Source organism: Halomonas sp. WWR20 (genome assembly GCF_054602495.1).
The window spans coordinates 294,253-310,552 of sequence record NZ_JBTRHR010000003.1 but is presented as its reverse complement, the minus strand read 5'-3'; the positions used below and the strand labels follow the sequence as shown (position 1 = coordinate 310,552).

The 16,300-nt window shown below is 51.3% G+C and carries 14 protein-coding genes; 11 read left to right on the top strand and 3 right to left on the bottom strand.

Annotation, left to right across the window (positions count from 1 at the left end; translation table 11 throughout):
• Positions 1 to 11 precede the first annotated feature (11 nt).
• Positions 12 to 713, top strand: coding sequence for an ABC transporter ATP-binding protein (locus tag ACW4DH_RS07890; protein WP_459635965.1), 702 nt, complete (start codon positions 12 to 14; stop codon positions 711 to 713).
• A 679-nt stretch (positions 714 to 1,392) separates the two neighbouring features.
• Here the strand turns inward: ACW4DH_RS07890 and ACW4DH_RS07885 are convergent.
• Positions 1,393 to 3,189 carry a sigma 54-interacting transcriptional regulator gene (locus ACW4DH_RS07885; RefSeq protein ID WP_459635823.1) on the bottom strand — a complete coding sequence of 599 codons (1,797 nt, stop codon included), beginning with the start codon at positions 3,187 to 3,189 and terminating at the stop codon, positions 1,393 to 1,395.
• Positions 3,190 to 3,414: 225 nt separating this feature from the next.
• Between ACW4DH_RS07885 and ACW4DH_RS07880 the strand changes: the two genes are divergently transcribed.
• The 8 genes from ACW4DH_RS07880 to ACW4DH_RS07845 all read left to right on the top strand — a co-directional run bounded on the left by ACW4DH_RS07880 (position 3,415) and on the right by ACW4DH_RS07845 (position 10,956).
• Positions 3,415 to 3,996, top strand: a complete 582-nt coding sequence (locus ACW4DH_RS07880) for a 2,4'-dihydroxyacetophenone dioxygenase family protein (RefSeq protein ID WP_459635822.1) — start codon at positions 3,415 to 3,417, stop codon at positions 3,994 to 3,996.
• 8 nt (positions 3,997 to 4,004) lie between these two features.
• Positions 4,005 to 4,823, top strand: coding sequence for an SDR family NAD(P)-dependent oxidoreductase (locus ACW4DH_RS07875; protein WP_459635821.1), 819 nt, complete (start codon positions 4,005 to 4,007; stop codon positions 4,821 to 4,823).
• On the top strand, positions 4,823 to 5,827 hold the full coding sequence (locus ACW4DH_RS07870; RefSeq protein ID WP_459635820.1) for an alcohol dehydrogenase catalytic domain-containing protein: 1,005 nt from the start codon (positions 4,823 to 4,825) through the stop codon (positions 5,825 to 5,827). Before ACW4DH_RS07875 ends, ACW4DH_RS07870 begins: the two co-directional genes overlap by 1 nt.
• A complete protein-coding gene (locus tag ACW4DH_RS07865) occupies positions 5,820 to 7,106 on the top strand; it encodes an MFS transporter (protein ID WP_459635819.1) in 1,287 nt (428 codons plus the stop codon). Before ACW4DH_RS07870 ends, ACW4DH_RS07865 begins: the two co-directional genes overlap by 8 nt.
• 49 nt (positions 7,107 to 7,155) lie before the next feature.
• Entirely contained in the window at positions 7,156 to 8,628 is a 1,473-nt protein-coding gene (locus ACW4DH_RS07860; RefSeq protein ID WP_459635818.1) for a carbohydrate porin, read from the top strand.
• A 160-nt stretch (positions 8,629 to 8,788) separates the two neighbouring features.
• Positions 8,789 to 9,367 carry a hypothetical protein gene (locus ACW4DH_RS07855; protein ID WP_459635817.1) on the top strand — a complete coding sequence of 193 codons (579 nt, stop codon included), beginning with the start codon at positions 8,789 to 8,791 and terminating at the stop codon, positions 9,365 to 9,367.
• 147 nt (positions 9,368 to 9,514) lie between these two features.
• Positions 9,515 to 10,051, top strand: a complete 537-nt coding sequence (locus ACW4DH_RS07850; protein ID WP_459635816.1) for a VOC family protein — start codon at positions 9,515 to 9,517, stop codon at positions 10,049 to 10,051.
• A 359-nt stretch (positions 10,052 to 10,410) separates the two neighbouring features.
• On the top strand, positions 10,411 to 10,956 hold the full coding sequence (locus tag ACW4DH_RS07845) for a 2,4'-dihydroxyacetophenone dioxygenase family protein (RefSeq protein ID WP_459635815.1): 546 nt from the start codon (positions 10,411 to 10,413) through the stop codon (positions 10,954 to 10,956).
• Between the two features lie 715 nt (positions 10,957 to 11,671).
• On the opposite strand, the gene ACW4DH_RS07840 is transcribed toward ACW4DH_RS07845, so the two are convergent.
• Positions 11,672 to 11,998, bottom strand: a complete 327-nt coding sequence (locus tag ACW4DH_RS07840; RefSeq protein ID WP_459635814.1) for a chaperone modulator CbpM — start codon at positions 11,996 to 11,998, stop codon at positions 11,672 to 11,674.
• A 2-nt stretch (positions 11,999 to 12,000) separates the two neighbouring features.
• Entirely contained in the window at positions 12,001 to 12,957 is a 957-nt protein-coding gene (locus ACW4DH_RS07835) for a DnaJ C-terminal domain-containing protein (RefSeq protein WP_459635813.1), read from the bottom strand.
• Positions 12,958 to 13,249: 292 nt separating this feature from the next.
• Here ACW4DH_RS07835 and ACW4DH_RS07830 point away from each other — a divergent pair, with 292 nt between their 5' ends.
• Complete coding sequence (locus ACW4DH_RS07830) at positions 13,250 to 14,755, top strand: fumarate hydratase (protein ID WP_459635812.1); 1,506 nt, start codon at positions 13,250 to 13,252, stop codon at positions 14,753 to 14,755.
• A 78-nt stretch (positions 14,756 to 14,833) separates the two neighbouring features.
• On the top strand, positions 14,834 to 16,258 hold the full coding sequence (gene cls / locus ACW4DH_RS07825; protein WP_459635964.1) for a cardiolipin synthase: 1,425 nt from the start codon (positions 14,834 to 14,836) through the stop codon (positions 16,256 to 16,258).
• The last annotated feature ends 42 nt before the right edge of the window (positions 16,259 to 16,300 follow it).

The following is a 16,300-nucleotide window of genomic DNA, read 5'->3' as shown; positions in this document are numbered from 1 at the left end:
TGGCCACGGCGATGCTGGAAATCGAGAATCTGACGACTCATTACGGACCCATACAGGCATTGGATGCCGTGTCTCTGGAAGTCCGCCGCGGAGAGATCGTGACCCTGGTCGGCTCCAATGGAGCCGGCAAGACTACCTTGCTGATGTCAATCTGCGGCGATCCCTGTCCGACTTCCGGCACGATCCGTTTCGAAGGGGAGGCGATCCAGGGGCAGCCGACATCGCGTATTATGCGTTCGGGATTGGCCGTCGTGCCGGAAGGGCGACGCATCTTTACCGGCATGACGGTAGAAGAGAACCTGGCCATGGGCGGGTATTATCGTTCCAAGGACGAAATTGCCTCGGGAAAAGAGCATGTTCTCGAGCTGTTCCCGCGGCTCAAGGAGCGCTTTCATCAGCGTGGTGGCACCATGTCGGGTGGCGAGCAGCAGATGCTTGCGATTGGCCGGGCACTGATGAGCCGTCCACGGCTTCTGCTGCTTGATGAACCGTCGCTGGGGTTGGCACCGATTGTCATCGCGCAGATTTTCGAAATTATCCAAAAGTTGTGCGAAGAGGGCACGACGATCTTTCTGGTCGAGCAGAATGCGCACCGTGCCCTATCGATCGCTGATCGCGGTTATGTGCTGGAGCATGGTCGTGTCGTACTCCATGACACAGGCAAGGCACTGCTGAGTAATGACGAGGTACGTCGTGCATATCTCGGGGGGTAAATTTTATACTGTTATTTTGCATTAGGTGTTTCAATTAGAGATAACTGTTAGAGGACGTCTGTTCCTCGCGGGTGTCTCACCCAAGGATAATGCTGGTGAAGCCAACACCGATGAGACCATCGCAATACAACCTTGTGTCACCTCATTGCAAGGCTGACAGGTGTGAGACAAAACCATCGCTGTATCTAGGCCAAGGAAAGGGCCAGGACTGCCCACCCAGGCTCAGCAACAGACTTACTTCAACTAACCGTCGGCGCAGCATGACCAGCGAGGTATAAGCAGCTACAACCAGCGTGATATGACGATGCCAACCTACCTATATCCGCGACTCGTACTGATCCAGTCCCGCTGTGACCTGCTCTCTTGGGAGCAGCACCCGATATCCCATTAATGCTTTGGCCGCCAGAATCAGTTTCTCCAGCGATGTGCCACAGGGCGAAGGTGAAGCATGCCGTAATCTCTCGGTTGTCATCCAGGCTGCACCGTACCAGTAGTTTCGGAAATAGTACCCTGACGGTCAGGGATCTCGTCACGTTTAACTTAACGATCGAGAGAGAGTTTCGCTTCCTCGTCGCGAGTTTCTTACGCAAGCATTTTAAAGTTCCTTCACAACCTCCCTGAAAGCTTGGCGGCTTCAAGTTACAAGCGATGCCTACTATCAGACCAAAGAAAAACCACTCTAGGAGTTCTTTGGATATCGATACGTGCTAAGGTCCAACCCAGCCTTTTGAATTCGGTAGGCCAGCTTAGCTCGCGTTATTCCTAACTCTCTTGCAGCTTGAGACACGTTTCCTTCGGACTTAGATAGCGCTCTTGATAATATGTCAATTTCTCTATCGCTGCCGGGTTTAACGGTTTCTTGCGATACCTCGGCTTTCCATTTATCGATATTTTTTTCGGCTCTTTCCAAGCTGCCTTTATTATTGATTTGAAGTCCAGGATCCGCAGCAAAGCTAATATCATCGAATATATGAAAAATATCTATTGGCTCGGAGTCTGCAGTGTTAATGACACCGCGCTCTATTAAGTTCTGGAGTTCACGGATATTCCCAGGATAGTCATAATCCAGTAGGGTGTCTATAGCTTTTCGGGTGAGTCCAGGTACGTTTTTATTATAAAACCTTGAATAACGTAATAAGAAGTAATCGATTAAAAGAGGGATATCGTCACGGCGCTCTCGAAGAGGAGGAAGGCGGATCGGAAAGACATTCAAACGATAGTACAGGTCTTCACGGAACCGACCGGCTTGTACTTCATTGAAGAGATCTTTATTCGAGGCAGCGATAATTCTGACGTTAACTTGGATCGGCTTCTCCCCACCGACCCTCTCGATTTCCCCGTCTTGCAAGGTGCGCAGCAGCTTACCCTGTGCCTCTAGACTTAATGACGGGATTTCGTCAAGGAAGAGCGTGCCTCCATTCGCCCGTTCAAACCGGCCAGGCCGGCTCCGTTCGGCCCCTGTGAACGCCCCTTTTTCTACCCCAAATAGTTCTGCTTCAACCAACGGAGCAGGAATGGCAGCACAATTAAGGGCGACAAAAGGACCTTCGGCTAAGAGGCTCTTACAATGAAGCGTGTTAGCAAATAAGTCTTTTCCAACCCCGGACTCCCCATTAAACAATACCGTGGCTGGCGTCGGTGCAACTCGCTCAATTTTTTGTAATGCAACACTAACCGCAGCTGAAACGCCTACGATTCTTTGAGAATCACTTTTCTCAGTGAAGAAGACAGAAAAGGGCGTGGCGGCCGCTGTCTTCGTCCTGGACTGACCAAGCGGCTTATTAGCTTCCCGCGACATTTTCTCGTCGAGACTGAGCCAACTTAGATCATCAATGTCATCTTCGTCTTGGCTTGTCGTCTCACCTACGATTCGACAATACGACGAACCACAACCGGCACACTCCAGTTCACGGTATATCACCCGCTTCCCGTAGAAGGCGCTCGCGTAACCGCTAGCATACCCCAACTGCATCCAGCAGACCGGCTCCCGAGACAGACCGTACGCCTTTATATGCTCGGCGGCTTCGGCAGAAGCATGCCAGAGAAACTCCGCATCAAAGACGCCATTCGGAATGTCGTGATCACGTCGTACAGTTTCGACCTTGACCATGCCCATGACTGCATGCAACCGCTCTCCTGCTGTCAAAACGCCAGCCTCATCGCTTAGGGGCCAGTGCTTACGCACGAAAGCCGCATCTGCAGCGCCGGCTGAAAAGCCTACGCGCATCAATAAGCTACGCGCACCGGTAGGACCTAGAGCTTCGATTAGCTCACGGCGCAAAGCCCCGAACGAATTGGCCCCGAACAGTACCATGCGGCGATCATCGAACCAGATTCTGCCATCGTTAGGCGTGAAACGGAGGCCTTCAGTTAAATCATGTAATGTCGGCGGATCTCCAGCATCAAGACCGGAATTACCAGGCCAAGCTTGATGAACTTGCGTTGCAATTTCCGAAAGGCTTAGTTTCCTTGCCATGTACTTATCCTACCAAAGTCGCAACAGGGGGCGAGATCATGCAGCTTATTGATTATTTTTTTATTAAAAAAATGAAACTCATTAAATGATGGAGGGTTTGTTTATGTTTTGCAGTTAGCCATTAGTCTTCATGAGGCACCACAGCTCTCCTTTAACAACAAGGGCTTACTCTCGCTTATTAGCCAATAGTTTAAACGATAAGCGAGTTGGCATAGCAGTTGCTCAATGTTTGTTGCCAAACACCGTCTGGCAAAAACTTTGTCCAAAGGAGAAAAAATAATGACCAATGCGCCTGCTAGCACCGCTTACAAAGTTGTTGAAGTGCCAGAACCGATGAAGGCAATGCAGGATCGTTTCGGACGTGAAGGGAGCTACATCGGGCTCTCTGAAATTGAAAGTCCATGGGTTCCTTTCGGTGATAACGCAGCGATACGCCATCTCGCCTTTGATGTGAGGAACAACATTTATTGCAACATCCTATGGATTAAAAGCCCTGGCGTTATTGGCACCCATAAGCACCGAGGAATGGTGTGGGCCGTTGGGATGGAAGGGGCCTTCCGATATCTGGAATACGATTGGGTTTGCGGGCCAGGCGAGTTTATAACGGAAATGCCTGGTCAGGCCCATACCTTAGTGACCGATACCCCCAACGGGATGAAGGCCTTGTTCTGGATGCAGGGGGCTAACGAATTTTATGATGAAAACGGAGAATGGGCAGAAACGCTGGACGTATTCTGGTTCATTAACCATTACGTCACTTATTGCGAAGAAAACAACATCCCTATCAACGAACAGCTGTTTCTGTGAGGTGGAATATGCGTGTTTTGGAGCAGTTCAGCGTTGAAGGGCGCTCAGCCCTGATCACGGGGGGAGCCTCAGGCTTGGGTCTAGCCTATGCCGAAGCATTGGCAGAAAACGGGGCTAGAGTGACACTTGCGGATATCGATATCGACTCTGCAGAACGTGAGTCCCAAAGGCTTCGAAAGGAAGGCTTTGAGGTTCGTGCTGTCCAGGTCGATGTCGCGGACCGAACTCAAACGAGCCTGGCTTTTGAAGAGCATGTTCGGCAGTTTGATAGCTTGGATATTGTATTTGCTAATGCGGGAATCGACCCTGGAGCAGGGTTCTGGAACCCAGCGGGATGGCGGAACAACGATGGTCAGATTGATACTCTAGACCCAGCCCGCTGGGACAGGACAATTTCTATTAATTTGACCGGTATCTTTAATACCATGCGCATGGCGGCGAAATACATGAAGCCGCAGCGTCGAGGCTCTATCGTTGTTACGTCTTCCAATGCCGCCATTATTACTGAACCTATGGTTGGCCTTGCTTATATGCCTGCAAAAGCAGGAGTCTCACACTTAGTACGTCAAGTGGCATTAGAGCTCGCAGAATTCCGAATAAGGGTCAACACAATCGCCCCCGGCGGATTCGCGACCAATATTGGTGGTGGTTGGCTGAAAGACGAAGCAGTTCGTCGAAGCTGGGACGCCAAGGTACCTCTCGGGCAGGTCGCGGATCCGGAGCAGATCAAGGCACTTGCGCTCTATCTAGCTTCCGATGCCTCCTCTTACATGACCGGCGCTCAAATGGTCATTGACGGGGGCACCTCCCTCGGGAGGGTCGGCTGATGCGTGCTGCAGTCGTTCAGGGTTTACACCAACCTTTAGAAGTTCGCGAGCTTCCGGATCCTACACCAAGAGATGATGAAGTCGTCATCCAGGTGAAACGATGTGGGATTTGTGGCTCCGATCTCCATATGACCGAAGACCCTATCTTCGGCATTTGTCCTGGCGATGTACTGGGCCATGAATATGCTGGCGAAATAGTAGGCTACGGCCGAAACGTTAGCGGCTTGCGGACTGGAGATCTTGTATCAGTCGTGCCATTCCGTAGCTGCGGTCATTGCCTCGCTTGTCTCTCAGGAGACCCTGCCTGGTGTCAGCAAATGGTCCTCGAAGGCGGGGGCTACGGCGAACTCGCTGTAACCGCTGCGCGGCAATGCGTTTCTCTTCCTCACAACACGAGCACAGATGACGGTGCGATTGTAGAGCCCTTAGCTGTCGCTCTCCACGGTCTCCAGCTATCCGGCATGAAGCCTAATGACCGGGTCCTGATCCTCGGAGCTGGCCCTATTGGTCTAGCAGTCGCTTTTTGGGCACGCCGCTTCGGCGCGCAGAAGGTAATCATTCAAGATATTACCCGATACCAAGAGCAACGGGCTTATGACATGGGAGCGACTGGATTCGTCTGCGACCCCAATGAGCCAGTAAAAGCTGCGGAGCGGGAGCTCGGAGGCTCAGCAGACATAGTATTTGAGTGTGCGGGCGTTCCAGGTCTCATTGCACAAGCTATTGAACAGGTTCGCACTCACGGTACGATTCTGCTCCTTGGCTTATGCACTAAGCCTGACAGCTTTGTGCCCTTCACTGCCTTATCGAAGGAAGTACGCCTCCAAACCGCCGCCTTCTTCTCTCGACGTGAATACGAAAGTGCACTTGATGTCCTCGATTCTGGTGCTGCTGAGCCGCGCCATTTAATTACTGAGACCGTGCCACTTAACAACGTGCCAACAGTATTTGAGGCTCTAAAAAAACGCACTCATCAATGCAAGGTTTTAATAAGCCATGACTAACTATAATGCTAATATCATGCCTCACGCTCCAAGTAGCTCACGCTATCAAATTATTCTGGTAACATTGTTAAGTTTAAACTTTGGTATCGTTTTCTTTGACAGGAATGCATTAAATTTTCTTATGCCATTCGTTCAGCCAGAGTTAGGCTTGACGAATACGCAAATAGGCCTAACGGCTTCTGCGTTATCGATCACCTGGGCAATATCTGGTTTGGTGTTTGGCGCAATGTCTGATCGTAGTGGTCGAAGAAAGATATTCTTGGTTTTGGCTACTATCATATTCTCGATTTGCTCCTTCTTATCGGGACTTGCCACTTCCTTCCTATTGCTTCTCGGTGCGCGATTGCTAATGGGTGTTGCAGAAGGCCCTATCCTACCTATATCGCAATCAGTAACGGCAATGGAAGTCACGCCTGAACGACGGGGCATTTCCATGGGGGTCATGCAGAACTTCGGTTCGAATCTGCTTGGTTCTTTTGCTGCACCGGTTGTGCTCGTTGCTGTCGCCTCGGCCTACGGCTGGCGAGAGGCGTTCTTCCTCGCAGGGATTCCCGGCCTTCTGGCTGCTGGATTCCTCTGGTGGCTAATGCGTGAGCCGGGAACATCTCCAGTACCCTCCGCAACGGGTGTGAATCAGCCCTATCAGCGCCCAAGCCTCAAAGAAGTATTTGCCCATCGGAATATGGTGCTATGCCCGCTTATTGCAGTGTTACTGGTCGGCTACTTAGTGATCTGCTGGTCCTTCATGCCAATTTACCTCACCAATGTACGTGGCTATTCTCCCGGAGCCATGGGGTGGCTGATGGGGACCTTAGGTGTCTCAGCAGCAGTCGGAAGCTTCGTAGTCAGTGGCCTCTCCGACAAAATTGGCCGCAAGCCGGTAATGATAATTACGCCATTCATGGGGCTTATTCTTACTTTAAGTGCCATGTATTTTGATGGGCCTGCTATTGTCTTGGCGATATTGTTCTTCTTCGGCTGGGCATTGAATGGCATATTTCCGCTTTTCATGGCCATCGTCCCCTCTGAGTCAGTTGATGCACGTTATCTTGCAACCGCGCTCGGTTTTGTGTGTGGCATCGGCGAAGTGCTTGGCGGCGGCATTCTGCCCACCTTGGCCGGTGCTGCGGCTGACTTCGCTGGCCAGTCCGCACCGCTATGGTTAATGAGTGGTATTTGCGTCCTTGCGGGCATATTGGCGTTCGGAATTAGGGAGACAGCCCCAGCGGTTTTGGCCAAGCGGTCACAAGAGACTTTTGCCCCGACATCTCTCGGCTGAAGCCTGCCATCGAGAATAATAAGGAACCAGCAAAGCCTTTGATAATTGTATGTTGCGTTATATAAAATACTATAAGGATAACAAAATGCTTTATTCAACCTGCACACATCCAAAAAAAGACCGGCAGACGATTTTCTCCTGTGTAACTTCAATATGGGGATTAATATTGACAAGTCTCCTGCTTATTCCAATTTATGCCTTGGCCGAGCCTACAGAACCCTCGGAGCTCTCGGAGCGGCTCGACAACAACCGGAATGTGCCTCAACTTACCCAAGGCAAGCCTATATTCAACGAGATCGGAGAGAAATTAGACACTGCCGGAATTACCCCTCACCTCTCGCTCTGGTCGTTATGGGTCAGCAACCCTTCAACAGGGCCGCGGGAGGATGAGTATGCAATTACTAATGATATATTTTTTGGTACCGACTTTGATCTGGAAAACCTATTGGGGATCCCTGATGCAGCCTTCCATTTTGAATATACTTTTTTTCCTAGTAATCATAATGTAGGGCAACCCGCATCCTCCGCATACGCTGGAGCCGCTGGAAGTTATTTCGGAGGGGCAGTAGCGCGCAATGATATTTCAAGTGGTTATCTGTCTCAGTTTTCCTATGAGCAGAATTACTTTGATGGCCGATTGAAGGCTGTCCTAGGGCGCACCAATGCCAGACGCTACTTTTTCGAAAACAACTGCTCCAGCGTCGTCGCTTGCAACGACCCCATCTGGGATAATGCAACGGGTTCCCTGCCGCCTCCTTATTCTACTTGGGGAGCATTTGGACAACTTGAGCTAGGCAACTATAAGCATGTGAAGCTAGGTATCTTTGAATCCGATCCTCAACAATACTTAGATGAAGGGCATGGTTTCGACTGGAACGCGTCAGATTCAGCAGGAGAAACCATTCTCGCCGCTATAGGGCACAAGACGGCCTTCTCTGAGCAAGCTTACCCAGGACGATATGAACTTATTGGCTTTTATAATACCAGCGACCAATACGATCCTCGAACAGGTGAATTGGATGAGGGCGGTACTGGGGGGATTATGTTTAAATTCCGACAAGCTGTTTGGAGGCCTGATGGTGGAAGAAACTTGGTCGAGGATCCACAGGCACTTATGTTATTTGGGTCGCTTGAAGCTGCCCCCGGTGATAACCAACCTTATCAGGCCTTTATCGAAACTGGGCTAACCTACCTGAACCCCTTCGATCGCTCAGCCGATATGGCAAGTACAAAAATAAGTTATGTCCATCTCGGTAGCCGCCAGCTCCAAGCCCAACGTGAGGCGCGTGTAGCACAAGGGGGAGAGGACACTATCGGATCAGACGACGTGTACCGGATTGAAGCGAATTATCACGTTGGTCTTCCTCACTACATATTTCTTGAACCTTCTATACAATACGTTATCAATCCCAGCAACTTCTATAATCCAGGAGCTCGCCACCTCAATGATGACGGGTTCGTGGTAGCCTTACAATTTGGAATCAACCTTGGCATGGCTACAGGACTAACCATATCTGATTGAGACATGACTCTCTTGAAAGGAAGTGTATCTGAGACAATTTTTTTGAAGAAAGCAGCCGATTAAAAAATTAATCGCACAAGGGGAGTTATATTCACAGATAATTTTTATTATTATCATGATTAGCTGTGTGGAGATTTACAACAAACACCAGGAGTGAAAGATGAAAAAAATTGAAGAATCAATTTACCATTGCATGGATGCAACTGCTCTGCTTTTAGAAAAGACAGTGAACCCGCTGCACAAGGCAATGCTGGAAAATTATAGAAAGCATGTCCACTTGGAAGGCGCTGGCCGGTTTGAAGAAATCGTTGCTCCAGATATGATGGCCGATGACCCAGTATACCGCATCACCTGGGGCGCCAATCCTGTTGTCGTTAAAGGTAGAGACGGGGTTTTAAATTTTTACCGCAGTGTTGGTGAAGTAGTCCTCTGGAACACAGACAACAATATTTCAGTTGCTGATTGGGGGATAGCCGACGAACTGACATTTCACCAACTAACAACCGGCCGGGAGTTGTTAAAGCTTGGATTTGATATCGATGAACCAGAAGCATACTATCATTACGAAAGCCGCCAGGCATTTATCTGGCACTACGATAGTGAAGCGAGATTGAAAGGCGAACATTTATACGAAGACAAGTCCAGCATAGTCATCGAAAGAATCCCTGAAGAGGAGATTATTACCCCTCGGCAAGCCCAGACGCTCCACCTTAAACGCTTAACAGAACTGACAGAATAATGTCGAGGCCCCTCAAACTTACATTTACAAGCTTGAGGGGTGCTTTAATCAACCAAAGGTTTGGCTTCTGGGTCCAGTGACCCGGAACGCAAATACACGAAGGCTGCATGGCAGTCTAAACTAGACTGCTAAGCTTAGGAGTAAAACGTGAATTTAAGTTTTGGGCAGCCGATAGGGTCTATAATTCAGATGGCTTATACTGTTGAAAATATGGACTTCGCTATCAATAAATGGATCAAAGGACTTGGTGTCGGCCCATGGTTCTTACTCGAGGGTTTTAAAGGAGAAGACGCCATGTATCGTTCCCAGGAATCTCAAGCCACTATAAATATAGCAATGGCTTTCTCTGGCCACGTTCTTATCGAATTGATCCAACCTATGGATGATCATCCATCTGTCTACAAGGAGACAATTAATTCTAAAGGTTTTGGTTTTCATCATTTTGGAGTGGCGTCTGATGACTTCAACGAAGACAAGGAAAAGATGCTGCAGTTAGGGTGCGAGCTCGCTTTTATGGCCAAGGTGCCTACGGGAGGCAGTGTCGCTTATTTTGATGCGCATGAGCATCTACCTGGGTTTGTCGAGTTGATCGAAGCAAGCCCTACGATGGATGAGGCCTTCGGTAAATTCTACCGGGCTTCGATTGATTGGGATGGTTCAGAACCAGTCAGGCCATTTGTATGATTTTCTATGTAATTTTAAAATATATATATTTAACTAAGGCCTTTATTAATAGGAGAGCAGCCGCTTGCAGTGACCGCTGCGACAATATTATAGCCGCTCCGACATATTCTTGGGGTGTGCTTTACCACTGGTCTTGAAGTTACGAGGAGCGCTTGAGATTTAACCAAAGTCTAAAATAATAAAGAGTAAATATTCCCAAGCATAAGCAGTACGTATGGGAAATTCGACTTTTTGAATTGTACTCTTCGGAAAGCCTAAATTACCTTTAATTGTGGTAATCCTGGTTGCTAGCTATAAATTAGCAAAATTTTTGCAGCCAGTCTCGTGCTAAAATAATTCTTATATACAAAGGAGTAACCATGAAAGATAAAAATAATGTTATGGATGTCCCGCCATCAACAGCATTCAAGATTGTCGACGTTCCGAACCCCTTTCAAGATGTTTTTGAGCGCCGTGGATGTCAGGGAACCTTCATAGGTCCGTCTGAAAAAGAAAGCCCATGGATTCCATTTGGCGAAGATGCTGCTATTCGCCATTTGGCCTTCGATGTGCGCAATAATATTTTTAGCAACATTCTTTGGATCAAGAAGCCGGGAGTAATTGGTACTCATTACCATCGAGGGCGTATCGTGATGGTATGCTTAGAAGGTAGTGCCCGCTATCTAGAGTATGATTGGGTCGCACAACCGGGAGGCTTTATCCAGGAAGTTCCTGGTGAAGCTCATACACTAGTGACTGAGCATCCGCAGGGCACAAAGCTTTTTGGCTGGATGCAAGGGGCAATAGACTTTTATGATGAGAATGCACAGTTTGTGCAGACCGCTGATGTTTGGTGGTTTATTAATCATTATGAATCCTACTGCAAAGAGCATGATATCCCTATCAATCCGCAACTTTACATTTAACCTTGGATTCAATCAATAAGTGCAGCACCTGCGGTTTTCAGTGCACCTGAATGCTCGCCCAGAAACACCTGGGCGAGTGTTCATTAACCTAGGCGCTTCTTGGTCTAGTTGTTTGGTGGTTCCGAGAAGTAGTGGTTCGGACCGTCATAAAGTTCTCGGGCTCTTTTTGCCACTGTTCAAGGATAAATCCTATCGGTGTTTTGCCCCTGAGTGACCTAGCACTATAGATCCACAGGTAGTCCTTCAGATGGGGCTGCAACTGTTCAGCGAGGTGTAGAGAAACGCCCCAGTAATGGCCTCCTTGAGGGGGGCGATTCATTTGCTCGACCTGCCCGTTGGGCCAGGGAAGGAAAGGGCTTCGTCAATCAATGTTCGGTCCCGTAACGGTAATATATACCATCAAAGGCATGAGGCTTGTAGGCTTCGGTTCCCGCCTTCTTCGCAACAAGCTGCGCTCCGCCATCCCTCAGCACGGTAAGGCAGAGCGTTCAGCGTGGCTTCGAGGAAGTTAGTGGCGATCTGTCGGGCCATTCGGCGATACATTTGCTGTCGTACTCCATGACACAGGCAAGGCACTGCTGAGTAATGACGAGGTACGTCGTGCATACCTTGGGAGGTAGATTTTATACCGTTATCTTAAAACCTCACACATAATTAACAACCCAATAAAGATAGTCTCTATAAGTTTGCCGCCGATTCCATGCCCACGCACTGTTCAGAAACGCGGCTTGGCAGTCTCGGCATGTAGCCGCGCGCGCAGGGTATCGATTTCGTCCATCAATTCCAGGGCCAACGCCGCGCCGGCCAGGTTGACCCCCAGGTCCTGCTGCAGACGCCGAACCACCAGCGCGCGCCGCATACTGGCACCATAAAATCGCCAGTTGGTAGAGTCACGGCCAGCGGGCGTGATGATTCCTTCGTTAACCAGCTCGATGACCCATTCGGTATGCACAGTACATGCATGACATAGTTCGTTCAGTGTCATTACCGGAGCTTCATCGAGGTTTTCGCCAGCCAGGACGGGATTTGTGTCGTGCGCCATGATTAAACTCCCCAATCTGCACGTGGGTTGAAATCCAATTCTGCGGCCATGCGCTGATAGGCCTGGCGTGCCTTTTCGCTATTGGCAGGGGGAAGAGCGATTTGCAAAATGACGTAGAAATCACCAGGCGGATTGCCGGGAATACCGCGCCCTTTAAGCCGCAAGCGACGTCCAGCCTGTGAGCCGGCAGGTATCCTGAGCTCTACGTTGCCATCTGGCGTAGGGACTCTCACGGTTGCGCCAAGTGCCGCTTCCCAAGGGGCGACGGGCAGTTCCAGAAATACATCGTGGCCTTCAACACGATAGTGTTCATGAGTTTTGAATCCCACCTCAAGGTACAGATCACCTGCCGTGCCGCCTTCCACACCGGGTTCCCCCTGACCGGTCAGGCGAATACGCTGGCCCTGTTTAATCCCTTTGGGAATACGCACATTCAATGTGCGCTCGCGGCGCTGTACGCGCCCTTGGGAATCGAGCTCGGTTGCTTGCAGCGTAATGGTGCGCGTCGCCCCGTGATAAGCATCCTCGAGATCGATCTGGACCCGGGCATGGCGGTCTTCGCCGCGTAGATTGAATCCGCGGCGCGCAGAGGACTGAGTTCGCTGTTGACCGAAGCCTCGCTGACCAAATAGCGATTCGAAGAAATCGCTGAATGCCGCGGTATCTTCCTGCGTATAGCCGCCTCCACTGAACTCGAAGCCAGCATCCCAATCGGGAGGAGGACGGAAGTCCTGACCCGCCTGCCAATTCTGGCCAAGCTGATCGTATGCTGCGCGTTTTTCGGGGTCTTTCAGTACCTCGTAGGCTTCGCCCAGCTCCTTGAATCGAGCTTCGGCGTTCTCCTCCTTGCTGACATCGGGGTGATATTTACGTGCCAGCTTGCGATAGGCGCGCTTGATCTCATCCGATGAAGCGTCCTGCGCGACCCCGAGTGTCTGGTAATAATCCTTGAACTCCATCTCACGCTCCACTAACCGCTTGAGGGCGGTGCATCAAGAGCAAATGCCTACCGGGTGTCTTACCGGTCATCCGCTAACGAGTATAAGAGTAAATGTGTATTTCCTTTATAGCAGATGCATAGAGACAATGAGTTGCGGCGCATGGTCGCCAGCGGCAAGGCGAGTTCCGAAGCAACCAAGCCTGCCGAAGCAATGGGGGATGGGGTATAATTCGTGCTCACGAAGTGCGACCAACCCCTGACGGCAAACAAGCGTCGCATCCCGTCCGTCATCCGCAAGGAGCTTCTTCTTCATGACCGTGATACGCCAGGACGACCTGATCCAGAGCGTGGCTGATGCCCTGCAGTACATTTCCTATTATCATCCCAAGGATTTCATCGACGCCATGCATGCGGCGTATCAGCGCGAGGAAAACCCGGCGGCACGCGATGCCATCGCGCAGATTCTGATCAATTCCCGCATGTGCGCCATGGGGCATCGTCCCATCTGTCAGGACACCGGTATCGTTACGGTCTTCGTGCATGTGGGCATGAACGTGCACTGGGAGGCTGAGATGAGCCTCGATGACATGATCAACGAAGGTGTTCGTCAGGCGTATTCGCTTCCCGATAACGTGCTGCGTGCCTCAGTGTTGGCCGATCCCGACGGCAAGCGTCAGAACACCAAGGACAATACTCCGGCGATCATCCACCATAAGATCGTGCCTGGTGACAAGGTCGAAGTGCATGTCGCGGCCAAGGGCGGCGGCAGCGAGGCCAAGTCCAAGTTCGCTATGCTCAACCCGTCTGACAGCGTCGTCGACTGGGTGCTTGAGCAGTTACCCAAGATGGGGGCGGGCTGGTGTCCGCCGGGCATGTTGGGGATCGGTATCGGTGGCACCGCCGAAAAAGCCATGGAGATCGCTAAGGAAGCATTGCTCGATCCCATCGATATTCAGGAATTGCAGGCACGCGGGGCCTCCAGTCGCGCCGAAGAGCTGCGCCTGGAGCTGTTCGACAAGGTCAACAAGAGCGGTATTGGGGCTCAGGGCCTGGGTGGCTTGACGACCGTGCTCGATATCAAGGTCAAGGATTACCCCACCCACGCTGCCAATAAGCCGGTAGCGATCATTCCCAATTGTGCGGCCACTCGCCATGTTCACTTCACCCTCGATGGCAGTGGTGCGGCCGAGCTGCCTGCGCCCAAACTCGAGGATTGGCCGGAAATCACCTGGGAGGTTGGCGATAACGTGCGCCGAGTCAATCTCGACGAGATCACTCCGGAAGAAGTGAAGACGTGGAAGCCCGGTGATACCGTGCTGCTTTCGGGCAAATTACTGACCGGACGAGATGCCGCCCACAAGCGGATGGTGGAAATGCTGGCCAAGGGTGAGCCGCTTCCCGTCGATCTGAAAGGACGGTTCATCTACTACGTTGGGCCGGTCGATCCGGTGAGGGACGAGGTGGTCGGCCCGGCCGGACCCACAACGGCAACGCGCATGGACAAGTTCACCCGTACCATGCTCGAACAGACGGGATTATTGGGTATGGTGGGCAAGGCAGAGCGTGGTCCACTGGCGATAGAGGCCATACGCGACAATCAGGCAACTTACCTGATGGCCGTGGGCGGCGCAGCCTATCTGGTGGCGCAGGCGATCAAGAAAGCCGAGGTGGTGGGCTTCGCCGATCTCGGCATGGAGGCAATCTACGAGTTCGTGGTAGAGGACATGCCCGTCACCGTTGCCGTGGACAGCGCAGGTGAGTCGGTTCACCGGATCGGCCCGGCGAAATGGAAGGAAATCATTGCCGAGCGTGCCTAGGCAGACGTTATCAGGTCCCGCTGACGCGGGGCCTGATTGTCACAAGCGGGTGCCTGACCACAAGAGAGACCCATGCCGATGACGTCCGAACTTATCGGGGCAGCCATTTTTCTCATTCATGTAACGGGAGCGTTGAGTGCAATCATTGCCTTGATGTCTGTACGCACCTCACAGGGGGCGGTGGCCTGGATTGTGGCACTGGTCACGTTCCCTTACCTGGCCGTGCCTATCTACTGGGTTTTCGGTCAGCCGCGTTTTTACGGTTATGTCTCCGCCCGCGATGAGCGGGATACCATCTTGCGTCAAGTGCTGCAGCGCTATCGTCCCAATCTGTTGCCATATCTGTCTCATCCCGATCAGGATGTCGGACACATTCATGCCATAGAGCGTCTGGCAATGATGCCGATGACGACCGGAAACCGTGCCGAGTTGTTGATCGATGGTGAAACTACCTTCGAGAGCCTGCTGGCCGGTATCGATGCTGCGCAGGAATACATTCTCGTTCAGTTTTTTATCGTGCGCGTCGACGAAACGGGTATCACATTGAAGCAACACTTGATTCGTCAGGCGGAGAAGGGCATCCGGATATGTTTTCTCTATGATGAGGTCGGGTGCCATGGGCTTTCCGATGGGTACCTGCGAGATCTGGAGGAAGCCGGTGTCGAGGTGTCGGCTTTCAACTCGTCGCGTGGATGGCGGCATCGCTTTCAGCTCAACTTTCGCAACCATCGTAAAGTGACCGTCGTGGACGGGCAGGTCGGCTGGACGGGAGGCTTGAACGCCGCCGATGAATATCTCGGCAAGGTGGCGCGCTTTGGTGACTGGCGCGATACCCACTTGAAACTGCAAGGGCCTAGCGTGCTGGGATTGCAGGAGGCTTTCTGGGAAGACTGGTACTGGGCGACGGGAAAGATACTCACCTTGCAATGGGAACCCTCGGTCACTTGCGAGGAGTGCCAGCATGTTATCATCGTCCCTTCGGGGCCCGCGGACCGTCGCGAGACGGCAAGCTTGCTCATGCAGCATGCCATTCATAGTGCTCGCAAACGGTTATGGGTAACCAGCCCATATTTCGTGCCTGACCAAGGAGTGCAAGATGCCTTGGTGTTGGCATCGCTGCGAGGTGTTGATGTACGGGTGATGATACCGGAGCGGCCCGATCATTTGCTGGTCTTCCTCTCGGCGTTTGCCTTTTTGCCCAACATGATTCAACAAGGGGTGAAAATATACCGTTATCTTCCTGGATTTTTACATCAAAAAGTCCTTCTTATCGATGATCACACCGCCATGTTAGGTACGGTTAATCTCGACAATCGCTCTTTTAGGCTGAATTTCGAAATTAGCGCCTATATTCCTGATACTCAGTTTGCCGCCGAAGTTTCCCAAATGCTCGAAAACGATTTTGACCACTGCCGAGAAGTCAGCCTGGAAGAACTCGAAGCACGCCCATTGTGGCGAAAGCTGGTCTCTCGTGCAGCATATCTGCTTGCCCCCGTCCAGTAGGAGAGGTCAGCCAGCGACCATATCCATAGATAAGGGGAGACC